This window comes from Rhodococcus sp. F64268 (assembly GCF_023015605.1).
In the GTDB taxonomy this organism is placed as follows: domain Bacteria; phylum Actinomycetota; class Actinomycetes; order Mycobacteriales; family Mycobacteriaceae; genus Rhodococcus.
Window position 1 is genome coordinate 83,198 of the sequence record NZ_JALKAI010000009.1, and the last position, 21,545, is coordinate 104,742.

A 21,545-nucleotide genomic window follows, 5' to 3' on the forward strand; every position below is an offset into this window, starting at 1 on the left:
TCCTACCGTTGATCGACGTCAGGTAGTACGAGCGCGGTGGCGATAGCCGCCACACCTTCCCCGCGGCCGGTCAGCCCGAGCCCGTCGGTGGTGGTGGCCGACACCGACACGGGTGCGCCGAGCAGATCGGACAGCACACGCACCGCCTCGTCCCGTCGCGGCCCGATCTTCGGGCGGTTCCCGATCACCTGCACGGCCGCGTTGCCGATGGTCCAGCCTTCTTCGGTCAGCAGCCGCCGTACCTCGGTGAGCATCGAGGCCCCCGACGCTCCCGACATCTCGGGTCGATCGGTCCCGAACACCGAACCCAGGTCGCCGAGGCCGGACGCCGACAACAACGCATCACACAACGCGTGTGCGGCGACGTCGCCGTCGGAGTGCCCCGAACAACCATCTGCGTCGTCGAACAGCAGACCTGCCATCCAGCATGGACGCCCCGGTTCGACCGGGTGCACATCTGTTCCGATTCCGACACGCACGTGTGCTCAGTTCCCCTCTTGTGTCCGTTCGCCGGCGGCGAGCAGAGCTCGGGCCAGCACCAGATCCAGCGGTGTGGTGATCTTGAAGGCGAGCGGGTCGCCCGCCACGGTCTGCACGAACTCGCCGAGCCGTTCCACCAGCCCGGCATCGTCGGTTGCGTCGCCCGTATCGCGATTGGCGCGTTCGAGCAGGTCTGCCTCGAACCCCTGTGGTGTCTGCACCGCGCGCAGGGTCGCCCGCTCAGGGGTGCCGGTGACGACACCGTCGGAGTCGACGCTCTTGATGGTGTCGGCGACCGGCAGGACGGGAATCACTGCGCGCCGCCCACCCCGGAGCGCCTCGACCACTCGGGTGAACAACTCCGGTGGAGTCAGCGCCCGCGCCGCATCGTGCACGAGCACGAACTGCGCGTCCGACGCCGCCCGGAGACCCGCGCGCACAGAATCGGCGCGTTCCGCACCACCGCCGGTGACCGTGACCCGGTCGGCGTACTCCGCGCGTACGAGCTCCGCCGGAGGTGTCGAGGCGAGCTCGGGCGGCGCCACCACCACGACGCGGTCGACCGCGCCGGAACCCAGCATCGCTTCGACAGCCCGGTCGAGCATGGTGCGCCCATCGAGCTCGACGAACGCCTTGGGTAGTGACTCACCCAGACGGACGCCGCGGCCGGCCGCCGGAATGATTCCGACGACCGGCCCGCTGCGATCGTGTACTTGCTGTATTCGATTCACTTGATGTTGATTCGAGGGTCGCGTCGCCTATCAGGATGCGGCGGCGAGAACCTCGTCGAGCATGCTCTCTGCCCTGACATCGTCGGTTCCCTCGGCGAGCGCGAGCTCACCGACGAGGATCTGCCGAGCCTTCGCCAGCATTCTCTTCTCACCTGCAGAAAGGCCACGGTCCTGTTCCCGGCGCCACAGGTCGCGGACTACCTCTGCGACCTTGTTGACATCTCCGGAGGCCAACTTCTCGATGTTGGCCTTGTACCGCCGTGACCAGTTGGTCGGTTCTTCTGTATGCGGTGCGCGCAGCACCTGGAAAACCTTGTCGAGGCCTTCTTGTCCCACCACGTCGCGAACTCCGACATATTCTGCATTCTCAGCAGGTACCCGCACCGTGAGGTCGCCCTGCGCGACTTTCAGAACCAGATATTCCTTCTGCTCCCCCTTGATGGTGCGTGTTTCGATTGCTTCGATCAGCGCCGCACCGTGATGGGGGTATACGACGGTGTCTCCGACCTTGAAAATCATGTGTCCCGTGCCCCTTTCGATTCTTCGAGTTTAACACGTGACCACATCGGCCTCTCATCAACGGCGCAGGTCAGGGGCACCGACACGTGGGCGTAGGGCTTGACAGGCAACCGGTTACGTGCATCCGGTGACGTGCGACACACCCACCGCGACAGGGCGTTATGCCCCGTTGTGGTGCACAAAATGGCAATATCGATGACCCGACGCGCACTCCATGCGGGACAACTACTACTCTGCCTAGTGGATTGCGAGCCTTACCCGAGTGGAGGAAAAGTGACTGCTCTCAACACGTCGACTCGTCGAGTCGCGACCGCTGTCGCCCTGGCCGCGGGTGCGACGCTGGCGTTGTCCGCGTGCGGCGCCGGTCAGATCACCCAGACCTCCGACCAGGTGGCTGCGATCAACGGCACCAACACGGACGCGGGCAGCCTTGCACTGCGCAACGTGCACATCATCTACCCGGATTCCGAGGAGTACAGCATCGAGCCGGGGGGAACCGCTCTGCTCGGCTTCACCATCGCGAATCTCGACGGCTACCGGGACGACGTCCTCACGGGCATCGAGACCGAGTACGCGGGCTCGGTGACCGGCGCGGACAACATCACGATCCCCGCTCAAGGCTCGGTCATCGCCGGTGTTTCCCCGGAGACCACCGATCTTCTCGAGTCCGTCGACGAATCACCGCAGCCGACCTCGCCGGAGGACACCCCCGTGGTGCCCGCGACGGTCGAGACCATCGAACTCGTCGACCTGAAGGAAGGTGTCCGGCCCGGCCTGACCATCCCCTTCACCTTCTCCTTCGAGGAAGCTGGCGACGTGACCCTGTCCGTACCGGTCGATGCAGGCCCGGTTCTCGATCGCCACGAGTCGGAGATGTCGCCGATCATCGGCGAAGCGCACTGACCCAGCGCGACCGGCAAGACCCTTCCGGAAGGTTCGGACGAGCATTCTCGTCCGGACCTTCCGGCGTTCTGTCACCACGTTCGCATATCCTCCGGCAGTGGCCAGATCCAAAACGATGTACCGCTGCTCCGACTGCTCGCACACCGTCGCCAAGTGGGTCGGACGCTGCCCCGAATGCGGAACGTGGGGCTCGCTGGACGAGGCACCGGTGCAGCCGACAGCTGTCGCATCGCGACCGGGCACCTCGCTCGCGCGTGCGGGCGCCGCGGCAGTCCTCCCCACCACCCCCGCCACTCCTTTGACCCGGATCGACGGGAAGGAAACCGCGGCCAAGACCACCGGAATCTCCGAACTCGACCGGGTTCTCGGCGGGGGGATCGTGCCCGGCTCCGTCGTCCTGCTCGCGGGTGAACCCGGCGTCGGCAAGTCGACACTGCTCCTCGAGGTCGTCCACCGCTGGGCTCAGCGCAGCGCCGACGACAGGTCGCTGTACGTGACGGGCGAGGAATCCGCCGGTCAGGTCCGGCTCCGCGCCGACCGCACCGGGTCTGTCCACGAGCGGGTCTACCTGGCTGCCGAATCCGATCTGGCGACGATCTTCGGCCACGTCGAACAGGTCAAGCCGACATTGCTCGTCGTCGACTCGGTGCAGACGATGCTCGCCGCCGATGTCGACGGAGTGTCCGGCGGTGTCACTCAGGTCAAGGCCGTCACGAGCGCCCTGACCTCGCTCGCGAAGGCGAGCGGTATCCCGGTGTTGCTGATCGGTCACGTCACCAAGGACGGCGCAGTAGCGGGTCCACGCTCGCTCGAGCATCTCGTCGACGTCGTACTGCACTTCGAAGGCGACAAACATTCGACGCTGCGTATGGTCCGCGGGGTCAAGAACCGGTTCGGTGCAGCCGAGGAAGTGGGCTGCTTCGAACTCACCGAAGGCGGCATCGTCGAGGTGAGTGACCCGTCGGGACTGTTCCTGCAGCACCGGAACGAGGAGGTGTCGGGGACGGCGGTCACCGTCACGATGGACGGCAAACGCCCACTGCTCGGCGAAGTTCAAGCGCTTGTCGTCCACACCCAGAATCCGTCACCGCGGCGCGCGGTGAGCGGCCTGGATTCGGCGCGCGTCGCGATGGTGCTCGCCGTACTCGAACGGCGCTGCAACGTCCGCAATCTCGGAAAATGCGACGTATACGCATCGACGGTCGGCGGCATGCGGATCACCGATCCGTCCGCCGACCTCGCGCTGGCGCTCGCCATCGTCTCAGCGGTGCGAGATCAACCGGTCCCGCCCGGCACCGTGCTGCTCGGCGAGGTCGGGCTCGCAGGCGAAGTCCGGCGCGTGGCCGGAGCAGGCCGACGGCTCACCGAAGCACACCGGCTCGGGTTCACCCGCGCCGTGGTGCCCCGCAACACCGACGGCGCACCTTCCGGCATGAAGGTCCGCGAGGTGACCAACCTCGGGCAGGCGCTCATGAACATCGGCTGACGCCCGCTTCGAAACACGGCTAGCGGAAGGCGCCGTGTCTTCCTTCTCCCGACGTGAACCGTGAAGCGCCTGCGATGCCCTCCCGCTCGACGATCGGCACACCGTGGGCGCCTTCGGCCCGCAACGCGGTGTCGAGTGGAAGCTCGAACGAGCGGTAGACCGACGCCCGGTCCACCGACATACATTCCTGCGGAAACGTTGCCAGTTGCCGCGCGATCTCCTGCGATACAGCGAGTGACGTACCCTCGTCGACGACCCGGTTGGCGAGGCCGAACGACAGGGCCTCGGCCGCATCCACCGCGCGGCCGGTGAGGATCATGTCGAGCGCTCTTCCCTGCCCGATGATCCGCGGCAGTCGCACCGTGCCGCCGTCGATAAGCGGTACACCCCAGCGGCGGCAGAACACCCCGAAGACTGCGTCGGATTCGCACACCCGCAGGTCTGCGAGCAGTGCGAGTTCCAGTCCACCTGCGACCGCGTATCCACTCACCGCCGCGATCAGTGGTTTGGACAGCGCCATCCGGGAGGGGCCCATCGGCCCCGTGCCGCCGCCCTGCGGGTCGAGTTCGTGACGTCGCTGCACATCACCCACGGCAGTGAGGTCGGCGCCTGCACAGAAATGGCCACCCGCACCCCAGAGCACCGCGACACGTTGGTCCTCGTCGGCGTCGAATGTCTCGATGGCCTCGCGGAGCTGCGCGGCCATCGGCCCGTCCACGGCGTTTCTGCGGTCTGGGCGGTTGAGCACGATCGTGGTGACGGCACCGTCGCGTTCGAGGACGACATCGGGGACTCCACGGTCGCGGGCAGACATGGATCGTTTCTAACACCGTCCGGCCGGCAATTCTGCCGTATCGGGTTGTCGGACTCGCATGCGAACATATGTTCGTGTCCGCCCGTGCAACGATCCTCCACGCCGACCTCGACGCGTTCTACGCGTCGGTCGAGCAACGCGACGACCCGTGGCTTCGAGGAAAACCAGTGGTGGTCGGCGGTGGGGTCGTCCTCGCCGCGAGCTACGAGGCGAAAGCCTACGGAATCAAGACACCCATGCCTGGCCGTGCAGCGCGCGCTCTGTGCCCGCACGTGATCTCGATACCGCCGCGCATGGACGCGTACTCACGGGCGTCGCGGGAGGTGTTCGCGATCTTCGATCGGGTCTCCCCCGTCGTCGAAGGGGTCTCCATCGACGAGGCCTTCCTCGACGTGTCGGGGCTGCGCCGCATCTCGGGTGAGCCGTCCGACATCGCGGCACACCTGCGCGCGACGGTCATGGCCGAGGTCGGCCTGCCGATCACCGTAGGTGTGGCCCGGACGAAGTTCCTCGCGAAGGTCGCGAGTGGCGTCGCGAAACCGGACGGGCTGCTCGTCGTCCCACCCGAAGGGGAACTCGACTTCCTCCACCCCTTGCCCGTCGAACGACTGTGGGGCGTCGGCAAGGTCACCGCCGCGACTCTGCATGCGCACGGACTTCGATCGGTCGCCGATATTGCGAACGAATCCGAGTCCGACCTCATCTCGCTGCTCGGCCGGGCAACAGGCCGCCACCTGTACGCGCTCGCGACCGGGCACGACCCACGGCCGGTTCACCGTCGACGCCGGCGTTCGATGGGCGCCCAGCACGCACTCGGCCGAGGAGCCCACAGCATCGAGTCGGTCGACGCCACACTGCAGCTACTCGTCGACAAGGTTGCCGCCCGGATGCGCCGCGCCCATCGGATCGGCCGCACAGTGGTGCTCGGACTCCGCTTCGCCGATTACACGCGGGCCACGCGGTCGCGCACGCTCGGCGTCCCCACCGCGCGCACCGACGTCCTCAGCAACACCGCACGTGCCCTGCTCGAATCAGCGCGGCCGCTCATCGCCGACCGCGGGCTCACCCTGATCGGTGTCGCGGTGACGAACTTGGACGGCGAGGGCATCGAACAGCTCGAGCTTCCCTTCGACGAACCGGTGCCGTCGGCCGATCCGGGCTCGAAGGAGACCACCGCGACACATTGCCCGATCGACCGGCACGCCCTCGACACGGTCCTCGACGACGTCCACTGCCGGTTCGGGGCCGGGGCACTGACGTCCGCGACACTGCTCGGCCGCGACCACAGCGAGGGCGTACCGATGCTCCCCGATTGAGAAATGCCTCAGATCGACGAGATGTCGTCGGCCCCGGGCAAGCCGTCGACGAAATCCTTCCCCTTGTCGAAATGTTCGTGGCCGACGATCACGAACAATCCGTGCGAGCTCCCCACGATCACGTCGGGATCGGCGAGCGGGCCATCGACGATGCGCGCTTCGGCGCTCGTGTACACCTTGCGACGCACCGTCCCGTCGACTCGGGCGGTGAATTCGAGGACCGCGCCCAGCGGGATGGGGCGCTTGAAATCGGTCCCCATGTGCCCGGTGACCACAGGCTTTCGGAACACAGCGTTACATGCGAAGCCCTGGACTTCGTCGAACGCGGTCATGAGGATGCCTCCGTGAATGAACCCCGGCCCGCCCTGGAAGCGGGTGGCCACCTCGAAGCGGGCCTTCACGGACAGTCCCTCGCCGATCGTGCACTGCAGCGCGAGCCCGGTCGGCTGATCGTCACCGCAACCGAGGCACCTGGACCAGTGCTGCGGTATCGGCGCCCCCGGACCGGGATGATCCTCGCGAAGATCAGGAACGACGAGGTCATCGGGCAAGGTCCAGAGACTACTCATGAGCAAGTAATGTAGTTGCGCGCTCGCCAACGACTTTTCCGTGGCCTGCACAAATGTGACGAGAAACGCACGCGCAGCCAGGAGGACTTCGCACATGACCGAGTCGGCCGACGCTGCGACGTTGAACGAGACAATCGCGCGTCTGGCACCCGGCACAGCTCTGCGAGACGGCCTCGAACGCATCCTGCGGGGCCGCACAGGCGGCCTGATCGTGCTCGGCTTCGACGAGCACGTCGCATCGATCTGCGACGGCGGCTTCGAACTCGATGTCGAATTCGCCCCTACCCGGTTGCGCGAGTTGTCGAAGATGGACGGCGCGGTCGTGGTGTCCACCGACGGCAGCCGGATCGTGCGCGCCAACGTGCAGCTCGTGCCCGACCATCGCATCCCCACAGTCGAATCCGGTACCCGTCACCGCGCAGCCGAACGCACCGCTATCGAGACCGGATACCCCGTGGTCTCGGTGAGCCAGTCGATGAGCATCGTCAGCGTGTACGTCGAAGGGCGCAGGCATGTCATCGACGATTCCGCGATGATTCTCTCCAGGGCCAACCAGGCCGTCGCGACGCTCGAGCGGTACAAGGCTCGTCTCGACGAAGTCACTCGGCAGCTCTCGGTGGTGGAAATCGAAGACATCGTGACATTGCGCGATGCGCTCACCGTCGCGCAGCGCCTCGAAATGATGCACCGCCTGTCCGTGGAGATCGAGCAGGATGTGCTCGAGCTCGGAACGGACGGGCGACAGCTCGCACTGCAACTCGAAGAGCTCGTCGGCGACAATCAACTCGCCAGGCAACTGCTCGTGCTGGACTACCTGGCGGGAACGGAGTCACCGTCGGTCCTCGATGTGGAGCAGGCGCTCGATGCGTTGGGAGAGTTGACCGATGTCGATCTGCTGGACCTGACGACACTCGCGCGGGCGTTCGGCTATCCGAGCACCATCGAAGCGCTCGACACCGCAATGAGCCCCCGCGGGTACCGCGTCCTCAATCGTGTTCCGAGGCTCAGGGCACGTCAGATCGACCGGCTGGTGGGTGCTTTCGGAACTCTGCAGGGTTTGCTCGCGGCGACCGCCGCGGACCTTCAGGCCGTCGAAGGGATCGGAGCACTGTGGGCTCGCTACATCCGTGAGGGTCTCTCACGCCTGGCCGAGGCGTCGATCAATCACTACGACTAGCACGTCACGGACCAGCACTTCACGCTGTCATGTTGAACGGCTCCGGCGTGCTGCGCAGACCACCGAGCTGCCCGACGACCGTGTATGCGCCCGGCTGGACCGGTTCCCGCGGGGTCGCGCACCCGGGTTCGGACGTCGTGCCGGACCACCGCACCGAGAACGCGGCCTGATCGCCGGGACGGAGCGAACGCACGTCGGCGGTCGAATCGGGGAAACAGTCGGTGTTCGCCCACACTCGCTGGTTGCCGTCGAGGGTGTACACGAGGACCTGCTGCAGGCCCGCACCGAGATCACGCTCGCACGTGGACGTCCCGATATTGGTGATGACGATCGTGAACTCGGGTTCGGCTCCGACCTGATAATTCGGCTCGCCCGCCGTCACGCGCACTGCGAGCGATTGATCGGAACACTGCCCGGGTGCCGTCGACGCCGACACCGGTGTCGTGGGCGCGTCCGGATCCGCCTCATCCGATTCCGCAGCACCCGACGGGGTGGACGACCCCGAGGACGCGTTCGAGGAATTCGAGCTTCCGGATCCGGCAGTGTCCGAGCCACTATCGTCCGAACCGGTCTCTGCACCGGCTTCGACACCGGATCCGTCCGGTGTGGTCGCGGTGGTCTCGGACATCGTGGTCCCGGAGGCCGCGGGTTCCGTTTCGGGATCATCGCCGCCGGTGAAGGCGAGAACCGCCCAGATGACCAAGGCCAGCACGACCACCGCGACGACGATCGCGAGAACACGGCGTCGCCAGTAGATCTCAGGAGGAAGTGGGCCGTTGGGTTCAAACACGCTTCACACGGTATGTGTCAGCTCGTGCGATGGCCACATGGTCGTCGGCGTGTCGCGTCAGTCCGAGGTCACACCGATATCGCCGATGTGGCCTTGCAGCTGTACGTGACCGTCGTCGAGCTTGTACGTCACACCCACAACAGCGCAGCGACCATCGGCGATACGGTCCGCGATGATCTGCGAGCGTTCGGTGAGCACCTTGCCCGTTTCCACGACGTGGCGCGCCTCGAGTTCGTCGACGGTGCCCAGCCCTTCTCGGCGCCCGAGGAGAATCGAGGGTGCGACCCGCTCGACGATGCTGCGGATGAAGCCCGACGGGACCTCGCCGCCGTCGAGTGCGGACAGGGTCGCGCCGACAGCACCGCAGCTGTCGTGTCCCAACACGACGATGAGAGGAACGTTGAGAATGTCGACCGCATACTCGATCGAGCCGAGCACGGAGCTGTCGATTACGTGACCCGCAGTTCGGACGACGAACATATCGCCGAGGCCCTGGTCGAAGATGATCTCGGCCGCGACGCGGGAGTCGCCACATCCGAAGAGCACTGCAGTGGGGTGCTGGCCGTTGACGAGTTCTGCTCGGCGGTCGATGCCCTGGCTGGGGTGCAGTGGGGTGTCACTGACGAAGCGCTGGTTACCTTCGGTCAGGGCTTTCCAGGCTGAGATGGGGTTCGAATTCGGCATATGCACAGTATTCACCCCCGGTGATTTCGACTTTCACGCGGGAATACTTTTACCTATGTAAACAACCGCCCAGAACGTTTCGAAAGGACGTGGGAATGCCGGTCGATGCTGGCGTATTGCTGCGCTGGTATGCAGCGCAGGCGCGGGATCTACCGTGGCGCCGCGAGGGCGTGACGGGATGGCAGATCCTCATGTCGGAGGTCATGTTGCAGCAGACTCCCGTCGTGCGGGTCGCGCCGATCTGGGAGGAGTGGGTCCGGCGCTGGCCGGTCCCGTCGGCGATGGCCGCATCGAGTCAGGCCGAGGTGCTGCGAGCCTGGGGCAAGCTCGGTTATCCGCGTCGGGCGTTGCGCTTGCACGAGTGCGCCGGGGTCCTCGCCGCCGAGCACGACGACCGGGTCCCCGAGGATGTCGACGTCCTGCTGTCGCTGCCGGGGATCGGCGCGTACACGGCGCGAGCAGTCGCGTGTTTCGCATACGGGCAGCGCGTTCCCGTGGTGGACACCAATGTGCGCCGCGTCGTCGCGCGCGCCGTCCACGGCAAGGCGGAGCCCGGGAACCCTTCCACGCGAAGGGACCTCGCAGACGTCGAGATTCTGCTGCCGCGCACCCGCGCGCGGGCCGCGACGTTCTCTGCTGCCCTGATGGAGCTCGGCGCGACGGTGTGCACCGCGCGGAACCCTGACTGTGATCGATGCCCGCTCCCCGAATGCGCGTGGGTCCAGGCCGGTCGTCCGGCTCACGACGGCCCGGCCCGGCGCGTGCAGAAGTTCGCCGGTACCGACCGTCAAGTGCGCGGAAAACTGATGGCAGTCCTCCGCGACAGCGACACTCCGGTGGAGCGTCCGGCACTCGATCAGGTGTGGCTCACAGACCCCGGGCAGCGCGATCGGGCCCTGCATTCGTTGCTCCTCGACGGACTTGTCGAACAGACCGACGACGGACGCTTCGCTCTCGCCGGAGAAGGCACGCGCTAGTCGAACGTAGTCAAAAACTGCTCGACCGCCGCGCGATACTCGTCGGGCTTGTCGTCGTGGACCAGGTGCCCGGCACCGGCGATACGGACGTACTCGGTGCCGGGTCGGCTACTCATCTTTCGCATCTGCCCTTCGGGGGTGATGGTGAACTCGCCCTCGATGAGCAGGGCGGGGACACGAATCGAGTGCCATTCGTCCCAGAAGGCGCGGATGCCCCATTCCTCCGAGATATCCCGGAACGTCGCGACCTCACCGTGCAGGTACCAGCCGTCGTCGCGGTGGTCGAACGAATCGAGAAAGTACTGTCCGGCGACCGGGCCGAAGAAGTCGACCACCGCCTGCTCGGTGGGGAACGGCTGCGGCCACTGCTCGATCATCGCGGCCCAGTTCGCTGCCGTACGTCCCCGGAAGTCCGGGGCCATGTCCTCGAGCACCAGTGCCGCCACACGGTCGGGATGCGCGGCGGCGAGGCACCACGCATGCAGCGCGCCCATCGAATGCCCGATGACGACGAGCGGCTCGTCGAACGCGTCGAGATGGGATGCCAGGTCCTCAACGAAGGCACCGGTGGTGAGCTCTGCCGGCGCGGGGCGTCCGTGCCCCGCCGCATCGAACGTGTGGACGTGGCCGTGCTCGCGTAGCCACGGCACGTGAGTACGCCACGTGCGCGCGCTCCCCATCAATCCGTGCAACAGCAGGATCGGACGTCCCTTACCACCCTCGTCGTGCAACACAATCGCCCAAGGTAGCGGAGTAGGCTCGCGCGCATGGCAGTCGTGAAGATCAACGCAATCGAAATCCCCGAGGGCGCAGGCCCCGAGCTGGAGAAGCGGTTCGCCAATCGCGCGCACACCGTCGACAATTCCAAGGGCTTCCTCGGATTCCAGCTCCTCCGCCCGACTGCGGGCGAGACCCGCTACTTCGTCGTCACCCAGTGGGAGACCGAGGAGGACTTCGCTGCATGGCGTGACGGCGACGCTCGAGCCGCGCACGCGGGCGAGGCCAAGAAGCCCGTTGCGTCGGGCGCATCGCTGCTCGAGTTCGAAGTCGTCCTCGACGTCAAGAAGTCCTGATGTCCGTGCCCGGCGGATCCGGGCGCGAGTTCAACTATCCCGATGTGGGCGCCGGCCGGGAAGATGTCTTCCCGGCCGGCTACCGGTCGTTGGCGATGGTGCGTGAACTGGGCACCGGCGACCGGATTTTCGATGCCGCATCCCGCCGGCTGTTCGGCTGGCAGATGCACCGCGCCGCCGGTATCCGGGTGGCGCAAGGCACCCCGCATCCCACTCCCGGACTCGACATACGCCTCGAATGGGGCATCGGGCCCATCCGTGCGACAGCGTGGTGCCGGGTGGTCGACGTCATCGACGAGCCCGGTCGTCGCGGTTTCTCGTACGGCACGTTGACCGGGCATCCAGAGAGCGGCGAGGAGACTTTCCTCGTCGAACGTGGCATCGACGGCAACGTCACTGCTCGGATCACTGCGTTCTCCCGCCCTGCACGCTGGTACACCCGGCTCGCGGGCCCGCTCGGTCGCCTGGTGCAACGCCGTATCACGCAGCGCTATCTCGACGGGATCGCCGACGATCAGTGTCTCGACGGGATCGCCGACGATCAGTGGTGAGCGTGCGGATCGAAACCGTCCGGAGGGCGGTCCAGAAACGCCGTCACACCGCGTACCCGGCCCCGGTCGTCCACGACGAGAATGTCGGTTCCTGTCGCGAACGGGTCCGCATCGGGGGTGATCAGCTCCCAGATCACCCGCGCCCGATCGTGATGGACATCGGGCTCACCGCGAAGTCTGTATTCGTAGCCCCTCATGTGTTCACCGAATTGCTTCCGGAAGTCGACGAGCGCGGCCGGACCGCCGAGTACCCCCACTGGTGCGCAGTATTCGACGTCGTCGGACCACGTGTCGCGGGTGAGCGATTCGTCGTCGCCGGAATTCCAGAACCGCACGTACCGCTCGATCGCGGCCGCAACGTCGGTTCCTTCGAAGTTCGTCGTGTCGGTCATGTCATCCTCCTGTCGGAATCGTGGCCGCGAAGTACTGCGACCGAATCGAGCCTGATCCATCCGGAGGCCGCAAGTCGATGACGTCGGAGGTCATTGCTGCACCGCACGCGGTCGCGGATCGTGGAGACATGGCCGACCACCCCGCAACACGTACAGGCCCCGCCACACGTACAGGCCCCGCCACACGGACAGACGGTGTCGGACTGCTTCTGAAGTCGTGGCGTGAGCAACGCGGCCGCTCCCAACTCGAACTGTCGATCGCTGCAGACCTGTCGACCCGGCACCTCAGCTACGTCGAGACCGGTCGATCCGTCCCCGGCCGCGGTGTGATCGAACGATTGTCGGAAGAGCTCGGGATCCCGCTCCGAGAGCGCAATCGGCTGTACCTCGCGGCAGGTTACGCGCCTGCCCATCCCGAGCATCCGCTCGAGGATCTGGGGGCCGCGCGAGATGCGGTCGAGGCGGTCCTCAGGGGACACGAGCCGAATCCGGCGATGGCGGTGAACGCACGCTGGGAACTACTCGCGGCGAACGGACCTGCGAACGGCCTGCTCACGGGCATCGCGCCCCATCTACTCGAACCGCCCGCCAACATCCTTCGGGCGACGCTCCACCCAGAGGGCCTGGCGCCGGCGATCCGCAACTTCGTGCCGTGGCGAGCCCACGTCCTCCGGAGAGTCGAGCGCCAACTCTCGCACACCGCGATGCCGGAGCTCACGCAGTTGCGCGATGAACTCGCGGAGTATCCGGTTCCGGAAGGCCAGCGGGACGACGACACGGTGCCGAACGATCTCGCGATGCCTCTCGTGTTCGCCACGGCTCACGGCGATCTCGCCCTGCTCTATACGACGACGGTGTTCGGGTCCCCGCACGATGTGACACTCGACGAGATCGCGATCGAGACGTTCTTCCCCGCGGACGCCTCGACCGCAAGGATCCTCCGGTCGATGTGACCTACGTTCACACCTCGCAGCTGTCTCCCGCGCATCCGTCAGCGTCATCGGCAACCGGATCTACGACGGGCTCAGCACTGTCTGCGTCGGAAATCGCGCGTTCCAGCAATGCGAGAAACACGTCCTTCGTCTGAGCTCCCGACACCGCGACCGCGCGGTCGGCGACGAAGAACGGGACTCCGGTGACACCGAGCTTCCGGGCCTCCAGGAGGTCGGCGCGGACGGCATCGGCAGCAGCGTCGGACTCGAGATCGGTGCGGATCTCATCCGCATCCAGTCCCACCGACACGGCGATACGCACCAGCTCCTCACGATCGTCCACAACCTTGCCGTCGACGAAATGCGCACGGAACAGTGCCTCGAGCAGTTCGTCACGCTTGTCGCCGGCGAGGTGCACCAGACGGTGTGCGTCGAAGGTGTTCGCCGCGATCACCGTGTCGAATTCGATGTCCAGCCCGACCTGCGCAGCAGTGGCGGACACCTGGGCGAACATGTGCCGAACCTGTTCGGCGGGCATGCCCTTCATCTCGACCAGCGCCTCGATCTCGGGCTTCCTCAGGCCCGCGGGCGTCTCGGGTGCGAGCTGATACGACCGCCACGTCACCGTGACCCGGTCGCGCTGCGGGAAATCAGCGAGGGCTGCGGAAAATCGGCGCTTGCCGATGTAGCACCACGGGCAGGCAATATCCGACCAGATCTCGATTTGGGCGGCGGGAAGGGTTGTATCGGCAGGTACGTTCACGAGTCGAACAACGGCGAGGCTGCCGCGGATTGTTCCCGATCCGCGAAGCTCGACGTCGCGCGACTCCGGCTCCCCCTTCGAACGGACGTTGCACCGCCGCCGAGAGACGCCGATTCTCGGCAGCGGCGCAGGGTCAGGATTCGAGTGCCGCGTCGAGCGTGATCTCGACACCCGTCAGCGCGCGGCTCACCGGGCAGATCTCTTTCGCTGTCTGCGCGGCCTTCTCGAAGCCTGCGGCGTCGAGGCCGTCGACTTCACCGCGGACGGTCAGCTTGATTCCGGTGAGCCGGAACCCCACCTCGGGGTGCGGGCCGAGCGACACGTCGGCTTTGACCTCGAGACTCTGCGGGGTGCCCCCGGATTCGGCGATCACCGCGGACAACTGCATCGCAAAACACGTCGAGTGGGCCGCGGCGATCAGTTCTTCCGGGCTCGTCGCACCGTCGGCGTTCTCCGCCGATCGCTTCGGGAACGACACATCGAATGTCCCGCGTCCCGAGCTGGTCAGTTCGACCTGGCCCGACCCGTCCTCGAGTCCACCGTTCCATGCGGTCCGTGCACTCCGTGTCGGCATTGCTACTCCCTCCATCCGGCCCGATTCAAACACTCTGGCCCGAACCTACGCCGATTCGTGCGCCACAGTCTCCGGTTCTCGGACAATCGGCGGAAGCTTCACTGCCCGATCATCGGTGGCGAGCCGAAAGCTTCAGCGCCTGCATGCGGATCTCGTCGCGCAGCGCCTGCGGTGCCAGAAGTTCGGCGTCGTCACCGAGTTGCCACATCACCGCTCCTGCGTGGCCCGAACTCCCGAACTCGACCTCGGCGAGACACCACCGTTCGTCGTCCGCAGGGCGTTCGGCCACCGAGATCGCGACCGCAGCGAGTTCGTCTCGGCGACTCTCGCGCACCTTCACGGTCGCGGAGATGGTGGGCATACCCGCGCGGAATCGAGCCCGCCTGCGCTGCCAGATCTCGGCGAGATCGACATCGTCCGGTCGCTCGGCCTTGACGTCGAGCACTTTCACCTCATCGATACGCGAGAGCCGGTAGGTGCGTTCGTCGCCGCGGTGCAAGGCCACCAGGTACCACCGACCGGCGGCGCTGACGACACCGACCGGGTCGACGGTCCGCCACCCGGCGTCGCGGTCGCGCGGGCGATACCGGATCCGTAGGCGTACGCCGTCGAACACAGCTTGCTGCACCGCGCCGAGGTGGGGATCGACCGATGAATCCGTGATCCATCCGGAGCCGGTGACCAGAATCCGTTCCGATGCCCGGATGGCTGCCGTGCGCCCTGCTTCGGGCAACGCGTCGGTGACCTTCCGCATCGCGGCGGCGAACGCAGGCGCCATGCCGAGGGCCGCAGTATCGGTGGAAGCGCTCGCGGCGAGCAGCGCTGTCGCCTCGTCGATAGTCAACCCGGTGAGGTCGGTGGTGAAGCCGGGCAGCAACGCGAAGCCTCCGTCACGGCCGCGTTCCGCATACACCGGAATTCCGGCCGACGACAGCGCCTCGACGTCGCGCAGGACGGTCCGCACCGAGACTTCGAGTTCGCGGGCGATGGCCGGGGCGGTCATCCGGCCCCGATTTCTGAGCATCAACACCAGCGAGAGCAGCCGTTCAGCGCGCATCACCGAATCATGGCACCGAAACCCGACACGAAGTGTCGTGATTGCTTCTCTAGGTCAGGACCGTTCGATTGCGCTGCGGTGCCGGTACGACGACGGGGACTGTCCGCAGAAGTCGCTGAATGCCCGAGCGAACGAGCTTCCGTTGTCGAACCCGACGGCGCGGGCGGTTTCCTGCACCGATTGCTCGGGCGAGGCGAGGAGCGCCATCGCGCGCAACATCCGGGCCTGGAGCAGATAGGTGCGCCACGACATCCCCACGTGCTCGTCGAACAACCGGCGCAAGGTGCGATCCGATACCGACACCGCGCGGCCGACCTCGCCGATGGTGACGTCGTGGAGATTCGCCTTCGCGAACGCCATTGCCTCGTGCACGACGGGATGATCCGACATCGGAAGGCTGAGGAGCGCTTCGTCGGAGTCGATCGCGTCGAGGACGAGACCGCCCAGGGTCGCGAAGAAGCGCTCTGCCGCGGTGTCGTCGGACAATCTGCCGACGGGCCATCGCTGCGCGTAGATGATCATCTCCCGGATGAGCGGCGAGACGTCGAGGACAGCGGCGCGTTCACCGTGGAATCGCACCAGTTCCGGATCGAACATCACGGCGATCGAGCGGACCCTGGGGCTCATGGTCGCCTGGTGGCGCAGTCCCGCCGGTATCCACACCGCCTGCTGAGGTGGCAGCAGGTAGTGGGTGGTCGCGGTCTCCACTTCGACCACGCCACCGACGGCGTACTCGATCTGGTGCATATCGTGGCTGTGCCAGTCCGTCACGAGGCTCCCGCCCTCGTAGAGGTAACTTCCGGCGGTTATCGCCGCACTGCGACGCAGACTCTTGAGGTTGTCCGATCCTGCACGATGCATGGCCGATTGCGTAGAGACGGTCATGCCTATGAACGGTACAACAGGAGTAACCCCTATGTGATGAGCAGCACCCAGGAGTGAATATGCAACTCGACGACATGATTCTCGTGAGCATCGATGACCACGTGGTCGAACCACCCGACATGTTCGCCCGCCACGTTCCGGCCAAGTACCGGGACGAAGCACCCAAGGTCATCGTCACCGAGCAAGGTGTCGACCAGTGGGTCTACCAGGGAAAACCGACCGGGGTCAGCGGACTCAACGCGGTGGTCTCGTGGCCCGCAGAAGAATGGGGTCGCGATCCCGCGCGGTTCGCCGAGATGCGCCCCGGCGTGTACGACATCCACGAGCGCGTACGCGACATGGACCGCAACGGCATCGTCGGTTCCATGTGCTTTCCCACGTTCACCGGTTTCTCTGCACGCCACCTGAACCAGCACCAGGCCGAGGTGACCGTCGTGATGGTGCAGGCCTACAACGACTGGCACATCGACGAATGGTGCGGTGCCTACCCCGATCGGTTCCTGCCGCTCGCCCTCCTGCCCACGTGGAACGTGCCTGCGATGTGCGACGAGATCCGACGCGTCGCAGCCAAGGGCTGTCGCGCCGTAACCATGCCCGAACTCCCCCACCTCGAGGGACTTCCCAGCTACCACGACATCGACTACTGGGGCCCGGTGTTCCAGACCCTGTCCGACGAGGGCGTCGTGATGTGCCTGCATATCGGTTCGGGGTTCGGCGCGATCTCGATGGCGAAGGATGCGCCCATCGACAACCTGATCGTGCTCGCCACCCAGATCTCCGCCATCGCGGCGCAGGATCTCCTGTGGGGCCCGGCCATGCGTTCCTACCCGGACCTCAAGTTCGCCTTCTCCGAAGGCGGCATCGGCTGGATACCCTTCTTCCTCGACCGCTGCGACCGGCACTACACCAATCAACGCTGGCTCCGTCGCGACTTCGGCGGCAAACTTCCCAGCGAGGTCTTCAAGGAGCACTCGCTCGCCTGCTACGTCACCGACCCCACCGCACTCAAGCTGCGTCACGAAATCGGCATCGACATCATCGCGTGGGAGTGCGACTACCCCCACTCCGATTGCTTCTGGCCCGATGCGCCGGAGAAGGTACTCGGCGAGCTGGAGGCCGCGGGAGCGACCGACGCCGAGATCGACAAGATCACCTGGCAGAACTCCTGCCGTTTCTTCAACTGGGACCCGTTCTCGAAGATCAAGCGCGAGGACGCGACCGTCGGAGCGTTGCGGGCCACGGCGACCGACGTCGACACCTCGATCCGGTCCCGCGCCGAGTGGGCGAAGCTCTACGAAGCCAAACACAAGGATTCCGTGACCGCGGGATGATCTCCTCGGAATCGGTCCGGAATACATGACAGAGGGTGACGTGTTTCGGGCCCATGCTGGGTGTCATGACAACGACGCAGACAGACCCGCGCCCCCTGTTCCGTGACGCCCTCGACTGGGTGGCCGGACTCATCGACGGAGTCCGGCCCGCCCAGTTCACCGACCCCACCCCGTGCCCTGAATTCGACGTGCGTTCGCTCATCGGGCATCTCGTCTCCACCGTCGAGAAAGGTCGTCTCATCGGAGCAGGCGGCGACCCTGCGACCGTGCCCGAAGTCGTCACCGAACCGGATGACAGATGGGTCTCCGCGCTGCGCACGAGCGCCGACCGCTACTGGGAGGTGTGGAACGACGACGCGATGCTCGACACGGAAGTCAGCGCTCCCTGGGGCACCTTTCCCGGGCGCGCCGCGGTCCTCATCGCGCTCAACGAAGCACTCGTGCACGGTTGGGACCTGGCGGCAGCAACAGGTCAACCGGCGGAGGCCGACCCGGCCCTGGCCGACGCAGCACTCGGCATCATGCAGCGTGCACTCCCCGAGACCCCGCGGGGCGGGCCTGTCCCATTCGGACCGGTGGTGGAACCCACTCCTGCCGCGGGAGCCACCGAACGCCTCGCCAACTGGTCCGGACGACCGACCGCCACGTGGAAGAACTGACGCCTGAACCAGCTGCCCAGCAATCTGCAACGCCGAGGGGCGGCACTCCATCCGGAGTGCCGCCCCTCGGCGTCTACGCGCGTTGTTACTGGGCTTCCGCTTCGCCCTCGCCGCTCTTCGCGAGCGCTACTGCCGGGGTGTCGGGCACCTCGGCCGGCTTCTCACTCGCCGCGAAGGTGAACCTCGCGTTCTCACCGGAACCTTCACCGTCCCAGCCCTCGACGTCGACCAGGACGATGTGGCCTGCGCCGATCTCGCCGAAGAGGATCTTCTCGGAGAGTTGATCCTCGATCTCGCGCTGGATGGTGCGACGCAGCGGGCGGGCACCGAGCACCGGATCGAATCCGCGCTTGGCCAGCAGAGACTTCGCCTTCTCGGTGAGTTCGATCCCCATGTCCTTGTTCTTGAGCTGGGTCTCGACACGACCGATCATCAGGTCGACCATCTCGATGATCTGTTCCTGCGTGAGCTGGTGGAACACGATGATGTCGTCGATACGGTTGAGGAACTCCGGGCGGAAGTGCTTCTTCAGCTCGTCGTTGACCTTGTTCTTCATCCGCTCGTAGTTCGACTGGTCTCCCTTGCCGGAGCTGAAGCCCAGGCCGACAGCCTTCGAGATGTCCGACGTACCGAGGTTCGACGTGAAGATCAGCACTGTGTTCTTGAAGTCCACCGTGCGGCCCTGACCGTCGGTCAGGCGACCGTCTTCGAGGACCTGCAGGAGTGTGTTGTAGATCTCCTGGTGTGCCTTCTCGATCTCGTCGAACAGCACAACGGAGAACGGCTTGCGGCGGACCTTCTCGGTGAGCTGGCCGCCCTCTTCGTATCCGACGTATCCGGGAGGCGCACCGAACAGGCGCGACGCGGTGAATCGGTCGTGGAACTCGCCCATGTCGATCTGGATGAGCGCGTCGTCCTCGCCGAACAGGAAGTTCGCGAGCGCCTTGGACAGCTCGGTCTTACCGACACCGGACGGACCGGCGAAGATGAACGAGCCGGACGGCCGCTTCGGATCCTTGAGGCCGGCACGCGTACGACGGATGGCCTTCGCTACCGCCTTGACGGCGTCCTCCTGGCCGATGATCCGCTTGTGCAGCTCTTCCTCCATACGGAGAAGACGGGTGGTCTCCTCCTCGGTGAGCTTGAACACGGGAATGCCGGTCCAGTTCGCGAGCACCTCGGCGATCTGCTCTTCGTCGACCTCAGCCACGACATCAAGATCGCCTGCACGCCACTGCTTCTCGCGCTCGGAGCGCTGTGCGACGAGCTGCTTCTCCTTGTCGCGCAGGCTCGCGGCCTTCTCGAAGTCCTGCGCGTCGATCGCCGATTCCTTCTCGCGGCGCGCATCGGCGATCTTGTCGTCGAACTCGCGCAGGTCCGGCGGCGCGGTCATCCGGCGGATGCGCATCCGGGCACCGGCCTCATCGATGAGGTCGATCGCCTTGTCCGGCAGGAAGCGGTCGTTGATGTAGCGGTCGGCGAGAGTCGCCGCAGCCACGAGCGCCTTGTCCGAGATCGACACACGGTGGTGCGCCTCGTAGCGGTCGCGCAGCCCCTTGAGGATCTCGATGGTGTGCTCGACCGTCGGCTCGCCGACCTGGACGGGCTGGAAGCGACGCTCGAGCGCCGCGTCCTTCTCGATGTACTTCCGGTACTCGTCGAGAGTGGTCGCGCCGATCGTCTGCAGTTCACCGCGAGCGAGCTTCGGCTTGAGGATCGACGCGGCGTCGATCGCGCCTTCTGCTGCACCCGCGCCGACGAGCGTATGCAGCTCGTCGATGAACAGGATGATGTCGCCGCGGCTGTTGATCTCCTTGAGGACCTTCTTGAGTCGTTCCTCGAAGTCGCCGCGGTACCGGCTGCCTGCGACGAGAGAACCCAGATCGAGCGTGTAGAGCTGCTTGTCCTTGAGGGTTTCCGGAACCTCGCCGTTGACGATCGCCTGAGCCAGGCCCTCGACCACGGCGGTCTTGCCGACGCCGGGCTCACCGATGAGCACCGGGTTGTTCTTGGTGCGGCGGGACAGCACCTGCATGACCCGCTCGATTTCCTTCGCACGACCGATGACCGGATCGAGCTTGCCTTCGAGAGCGGCCTGCGTGAGGTTCCGGCCGAACTGGTCGAGCACGAGCGACGTCGACGGGGTGCCGGCCTCGCCGCGGCTGGTGCCGGCCTCCTGCGGCTCCTTGCCCTGGTAACCCGAGAGCAGCTGGATGACCTGCTGGCGAACGCGGTTCAGGTCGGCGCCGAGCTTCACGAGCACCTGAGCTGCCACACCTTCGCCTTCACGGATGAGGCCCAGGAGGATGTGCTCGGTACCGATGTAGTTGTGACCGAGCTGCAGCGCCTCACGGAGGCTGAGCTCGAGCACCTTCTTGGCACGGGGAGTGAACGGAATGTGCCCGGACGGGGCCTGCTGTCCCTGGCCGATGATCTCCTCGACCTGACTGCGGACACCTTCCAGGGAGATCCCCAACGACTCGAGCGACTTCGCCGCCACGCCCTCACCCTCGTGGATGAGGCCCAGGAGGATGTGCTCCGTGCCGATGTAGTTGTGGTTGAGCATCCTGGCTTCTTCCTGAGCCAGGACAACGACGCGCCGCGCGCGATCGGTGAACCTTTCGAACATCGCACTCCCTCACACTCTCGGCCGACGGATCCGGTACGAGGTTGTCCCGGACCCCGGCAGCCGCTCTTCGCTCCGGCACTCGAGTCGTTCACATCGAACCAGCGAAGGTTCCACGATCCCACTCGACACTCTAGTTGGCGTGAATTCCACCCGCTTCCCCTCCACCCCGGAAGGTGGTAGCGGAAAACACGACTACAAGAGGTAACGCTGCACGTGACGCATACGTTTCCGCAACCTGTACGCCAGAAGCGAA

The 21,545-nt window shown here is 65.9% G+C and carries 24 protein-coding genes; 10 read left to right on the plus strand and 14 right to left on the minus strand.

The annotated features are described in order from the left end of the window. Positions 1-2: 2 nt before the first annotated feature. Genes ispF through carD form a run of 3 tightly spaced genes read right to left on the minus strand, consistent with a single transcriptional unit; the run spans position 3 to position 1,730 of the window. Entirely contained in the window at positions 3-479 is a 477-nt protein-coding gene (gene ispF, locus MWU77_RS19820; RefSeq protein WP_247274578.1) for a 2-C-methyl-D-erythritol 2,4-cyclodiphosphate synthase, read from the minus strand. A 6-nt stretch (positions 480-485) separates the two neighbouring features. Next, positions 486-1,202, minus strand: a complete 717-nt coding sequence (gene ispD / locus MWU77_RS19825) for a 2-C-methyl-D-erythritol 4-phosphate cytidylyltransferase (RefSeq protein ID WP_169688437.1) — start codon at positions 1,200-1,202, stop codon at positions 486-488. A 39-nt stretch (positions 1,203-1,241) separates the two neighbouring features. After that, the gene (gene carD / locus MWU77_RS19830) at positions 1,242-1,730 is read right to left on the minus strand and encodes an RNA polymerase-binding transcription factor CarD (RefSeq protein ID WP_169688069.1); all 489 of its coding nucleotides are present in this window, start codon (positions 1,728-1,730) and stop codon (positions 1,242-1,244) included. A 273-nt stretch (positions 1,731-2,003) separates the two neighbouring features. Between carD and MWU77_RS19835 the strand changes: the two genes are divergently transcribed. Continuing rightward, positions 2,004-2,633: a hypothetical protein gene (locus MWU77_RS19835; protein WP_169688068.1), complete on the plus strand. Its 630-nt coding sequence runs from the start codon at positions 2,004-2,006 to the stop codon at positions 2,631-2,633. Positions 2,634-2,730: 97 nt separating this feature from the next. After that, the gene (gene radA / locus MWU77_RS19840) at positions 2,731-4,119 is read left to right on the plus strand and encodes a DNA repair protein RadA (RefSeq protein ID WP_169688067.1); all 1,389 of its coding nucleotides are present in this window, start codon (positions 2,731-2,733) and stop codon (positions 4,117-4,119) included. Positions 4,120-4,138: 19 nt separating this feature from the next. On the opposite strand, the gene MWU77_RS19845 is transcribed toward radA, so the two are convergent. Further along, a complete protein-coding gene (locus MWU77_RS19845) occupies positions 4,139-4,933 on the minus strand; it encodes a crotonase/enoyl-CoA hydratase family protein (protein ID WP_247274579.1) in 795 nt (264 codons plus the stop codon). A 68-nt stretch (positions 4,934-5,001) separates the two neighbouring features. Here MWU77_RS19845 and dinB point away from each other — a divergent pair, with 68 nt between their 5' ends. Continuing rightward, positions 5,002-6,249, plus strand: coding sequence for a DNA polymerase IV (gene dinB / locus MWU77_RS19850; RefSeq protein ID WP_247274580.1), 1,248 nt, complete (start codon positions 5,002-5,004; stop codon positions 6,247-6,249). 8 nt (positions 6,250-6,257) lie between these two features. Here the strand turns inward: dinB and MWU77_RS19855 are convergent, their stop codons facing one another. Next, positions 6,258-6,818, minus strand: a complete 561-nt coding sequence (locus tag MWU77_RS19855; RefSeq protein WP_247274581.1) for a PaaI family thioesterase — start codon at positions 6,816-6,818, stop codon at positions 6,258-6,260. Positions 6,819-6,912: 94 nt separating this feature from the next. Between MWU77_RS19855 and disA the strand changes: the two genes are divergently transcribed. Continuing rightward, positions 6,913-7,995, plus strand: coding sequence for a DNA integrity scanning diadenylate cyclase DisA (disA, locus tag MWU77_RS19860; protein ID WP_169688063.1), 1,083 nt, complete (start codon positions 6,913-6,915; stop codon positions 7,993-7,995). Positions 7,996-8,014: 19 nt separating this feature from the next. Here the strand turns inward: disA and MWU77_RS19865 are convergent, their stop codons facing one another. Both MWU77_RS19865 and MWU77_RS19870 read right to left on the minus strand, forming a co-directional pair. Further along, positions 8,015-8,785 (minus strand): hypothetical protein, encoded by a 771-nt coding sequence (locus MWU77_RS19865; protein ID WP_247274582.1) that lies wholly within the window; start codon positions 8,783-8,785, stop codon positions 8,015-8,017. A gap of 57 nt (positions 8,786-8,842) precedes the next feature. Continuing rightward, positions 8,843-9,469: a carbonic anhydrase gene (locus MWU77_RS19870; RefSeq protein ID WP_169688061.1), complete on the minus strand. Its 627-nt coding sequence runs from the start codon at positions 9,467-9,469 to the stop codon at positions 8,843-8,845. Positions 9,470-9,564: 95 nt separating this feature from the next. Between MWU77_RS19870 and MWU77_RS19875 the strand changes: the two genes are divergently transcribed. Next, positions 9,565-10,446: an A/G-specific adenine glycosylase gene (locus MWU77_RS19875; RefSeq protein ID WP_169688060.1), complete on the plus strand. Its 882-nt coding sequence runs from the start codon at positions 9,565-9,567 to the stop codon at positions 10,444-10,446. Here MWU77_RS19875 and MWU77_RS19880 read toward each other — a convergent pair. Continuing rightward, the gene (locus MWU77_RS19880; protein ID WP_169688059.1) at positions 10,443-11,180 is read right to left on the minus strand and encodes an alpha/beta fold hydrolase; all 738 of its coding nucleotides are present in this window, start codon (positions 11,178-11,180) and stop codon (positions 10,443-10,445) included. The two genes, MWU77_RS19875 and MWU77_RS19880, sit on opposite strands and share 4 nt — an antisense overlap. A 33-nt stretch (positions 11,181-11,213) precedes the next feature. Between MWU77_RS19880 and MWU77_RS19885 the strand changes: the two genes are divergently transcribed. Together MWU77_RS19885 and MWU77_RS19890 are read left to right on the plus strand one after the other, a co-directional pair. Next, complete coding sequence (locus MWU77_RS19885) at positions 11,214-11,519, plus strand: antibiotic biosynthesis monooxygenase (RefSeq protein ID WP_054713867.1); 306 nt, start codon at positions 11,214-11,216, stop codon at positions 11,517-11,519. Next, on the plus strand, positions 11,519-12,070 hold the full coding sequence (locus MWU77_RS19890) for a DUF1990 family protein (RefSeq protein ID WP_169688058.1): 552 nt from the start codon (positions 11,519-11,521) through the stop codon (positions 12,068-12,070). The genes MWU77_RS19885 and MWU77_RS19890 overlap by 1 nt, the downstream gene beginning before the upstream one ends. Here the strand turns inward: MWU77_RS19890 and MWU77_RS19895 are convergent. Beyond that, positions 12,061-12,462 carry a nuclear transport factor 2 family protein gene (locus tag MWU77_RS19895; protein ID WP_169688057.1) on the minus strand — a complete coding sequence of 134 codons (402 nt, stop codon included), beginning with the start codon at positions 12,460-12,462 and terminating at the stop codon, positions 12,061-12,063. The genes MWU77_RS19890 and MWU77_RS19895 overlap by 10 nt on opposite strands. A 77-nt stretch (positions 12,463-12,539) precedes the next feature. Here MWU77_RS19895 and MWU77_RS19900 point away from each other — a divergent pair, with 77 nt between their 5' ends. Next, positions 12,540-13,415, plus strand: coding sequence for a helix-turn-helix domain-containing protein (locus MWU77_RS19900; protein ID WP_240959126.1), 876 nt, complete (start codon positions 12,540-12,542; stop codon positions 13,413-13,415). Positions 13,416-13,422: 7 nt separating this feature from the next. Here MWU77_RS19900 and MWU77_RS19905 read toward each other — a convergent pair whose 3' ends face one another. From MWU77_RS19905 to MWU77_RS19920, 4 genes are all read right to left on the minus strand, one after another. Continuing rightward, positions 13,423-14,157, minus strand: coding sequence for a DsbA family oxidoreductase (locus MWU77_RS19905; protein WP_169688056.1), 735 nt, complete (start codon positions 14,155-14,157; stop codon positions 13,423-13,425). A gap of 133 nt (positions 14,158-14,290) precedes the next feature. Further along, positions 14,291-14,731: an OsmC family peroxiredoxin gene (locus MWU77_RS19910; protein WP_169688055.1), complete on the minus strand. Its 441-nt coding sequence runs from the start codon at positions 14,729-14,731 to the stop codon at positions 14,291-14,293. Between the two features lie 109 nt (positions 14,732-14,840). After that, positions 14,841-15,788: a YafY family protein gene (locus tag MWU77_RS19915; protein WP_169688054.1), complete on the minus strand. Its 948-nt coding sequence runs from the start codon at positions 15,786-15,788 to the stop codon at positions 14,841-14,843. Positions 15,789-15,842: 54 nt separating this feature from the next. Next, on the minus strand, positions 15,843-16,673 hold the full coding sequence (locus MWU77_RS19920) for a helix-turn-helix transcriptional regulator (RefSeq protein WP_247274583.1): 831 nt from the start codon (positions 16,671-16,673) through the stop codon (positions 15,843-15,845). A 59-nt stretch (positions 16,674-16,732) separates the two neighbouring features. On the opposite strand from MWU77_RS19920, the gene MWU77_RS19925 reads away from it, so the two are divergent. After that, positions 16,733-18,004: an amidohydrolase family protein gene (locus tag MWU77_RS19925; RefSeq protein ID WP_247274584.1), complete on the plus strand. Its 1,272-nt coding sequence runs from the start codon at positions 16,733-16,735 to the stop codon at positions 18,002-18,004. 65 nt (positions 18,005-18,069) lie between these two features. Further along, the gene (locus MWU77_RS19930; RefSeq protein ID WP_247274585.1) at positions 18,070-18,663 is read left to right on the plus strand and encodes a TIGR03086 family metal-binding protein; all 594 of its coding nucleotides are present in this window, start codon (positions 18,070-18,072) and stop codon (positions 18,661-18,663) included. An 85-nt stretch (positions 18,664-18,748) separates the two neighbouring features. On the opposite strand, the gene MWU77_RS19935 is transcribed toward MWU77_RS19930, so the two are convergent. After that, positions 18,749-21,292: an ATP-dependent Clp protease ATP-binding subunit gene (locus MWU77_RS19935; RefSeq protein ID WP_169688050.1), complete on the minus strand. Its 2,544-nt coding sequence runs from the start codon at positions 21,290-21,292 to the stop codon at positions 18,749-18,751. Positions 21,293-21,545: the final 253 nt, after the last annotated feature.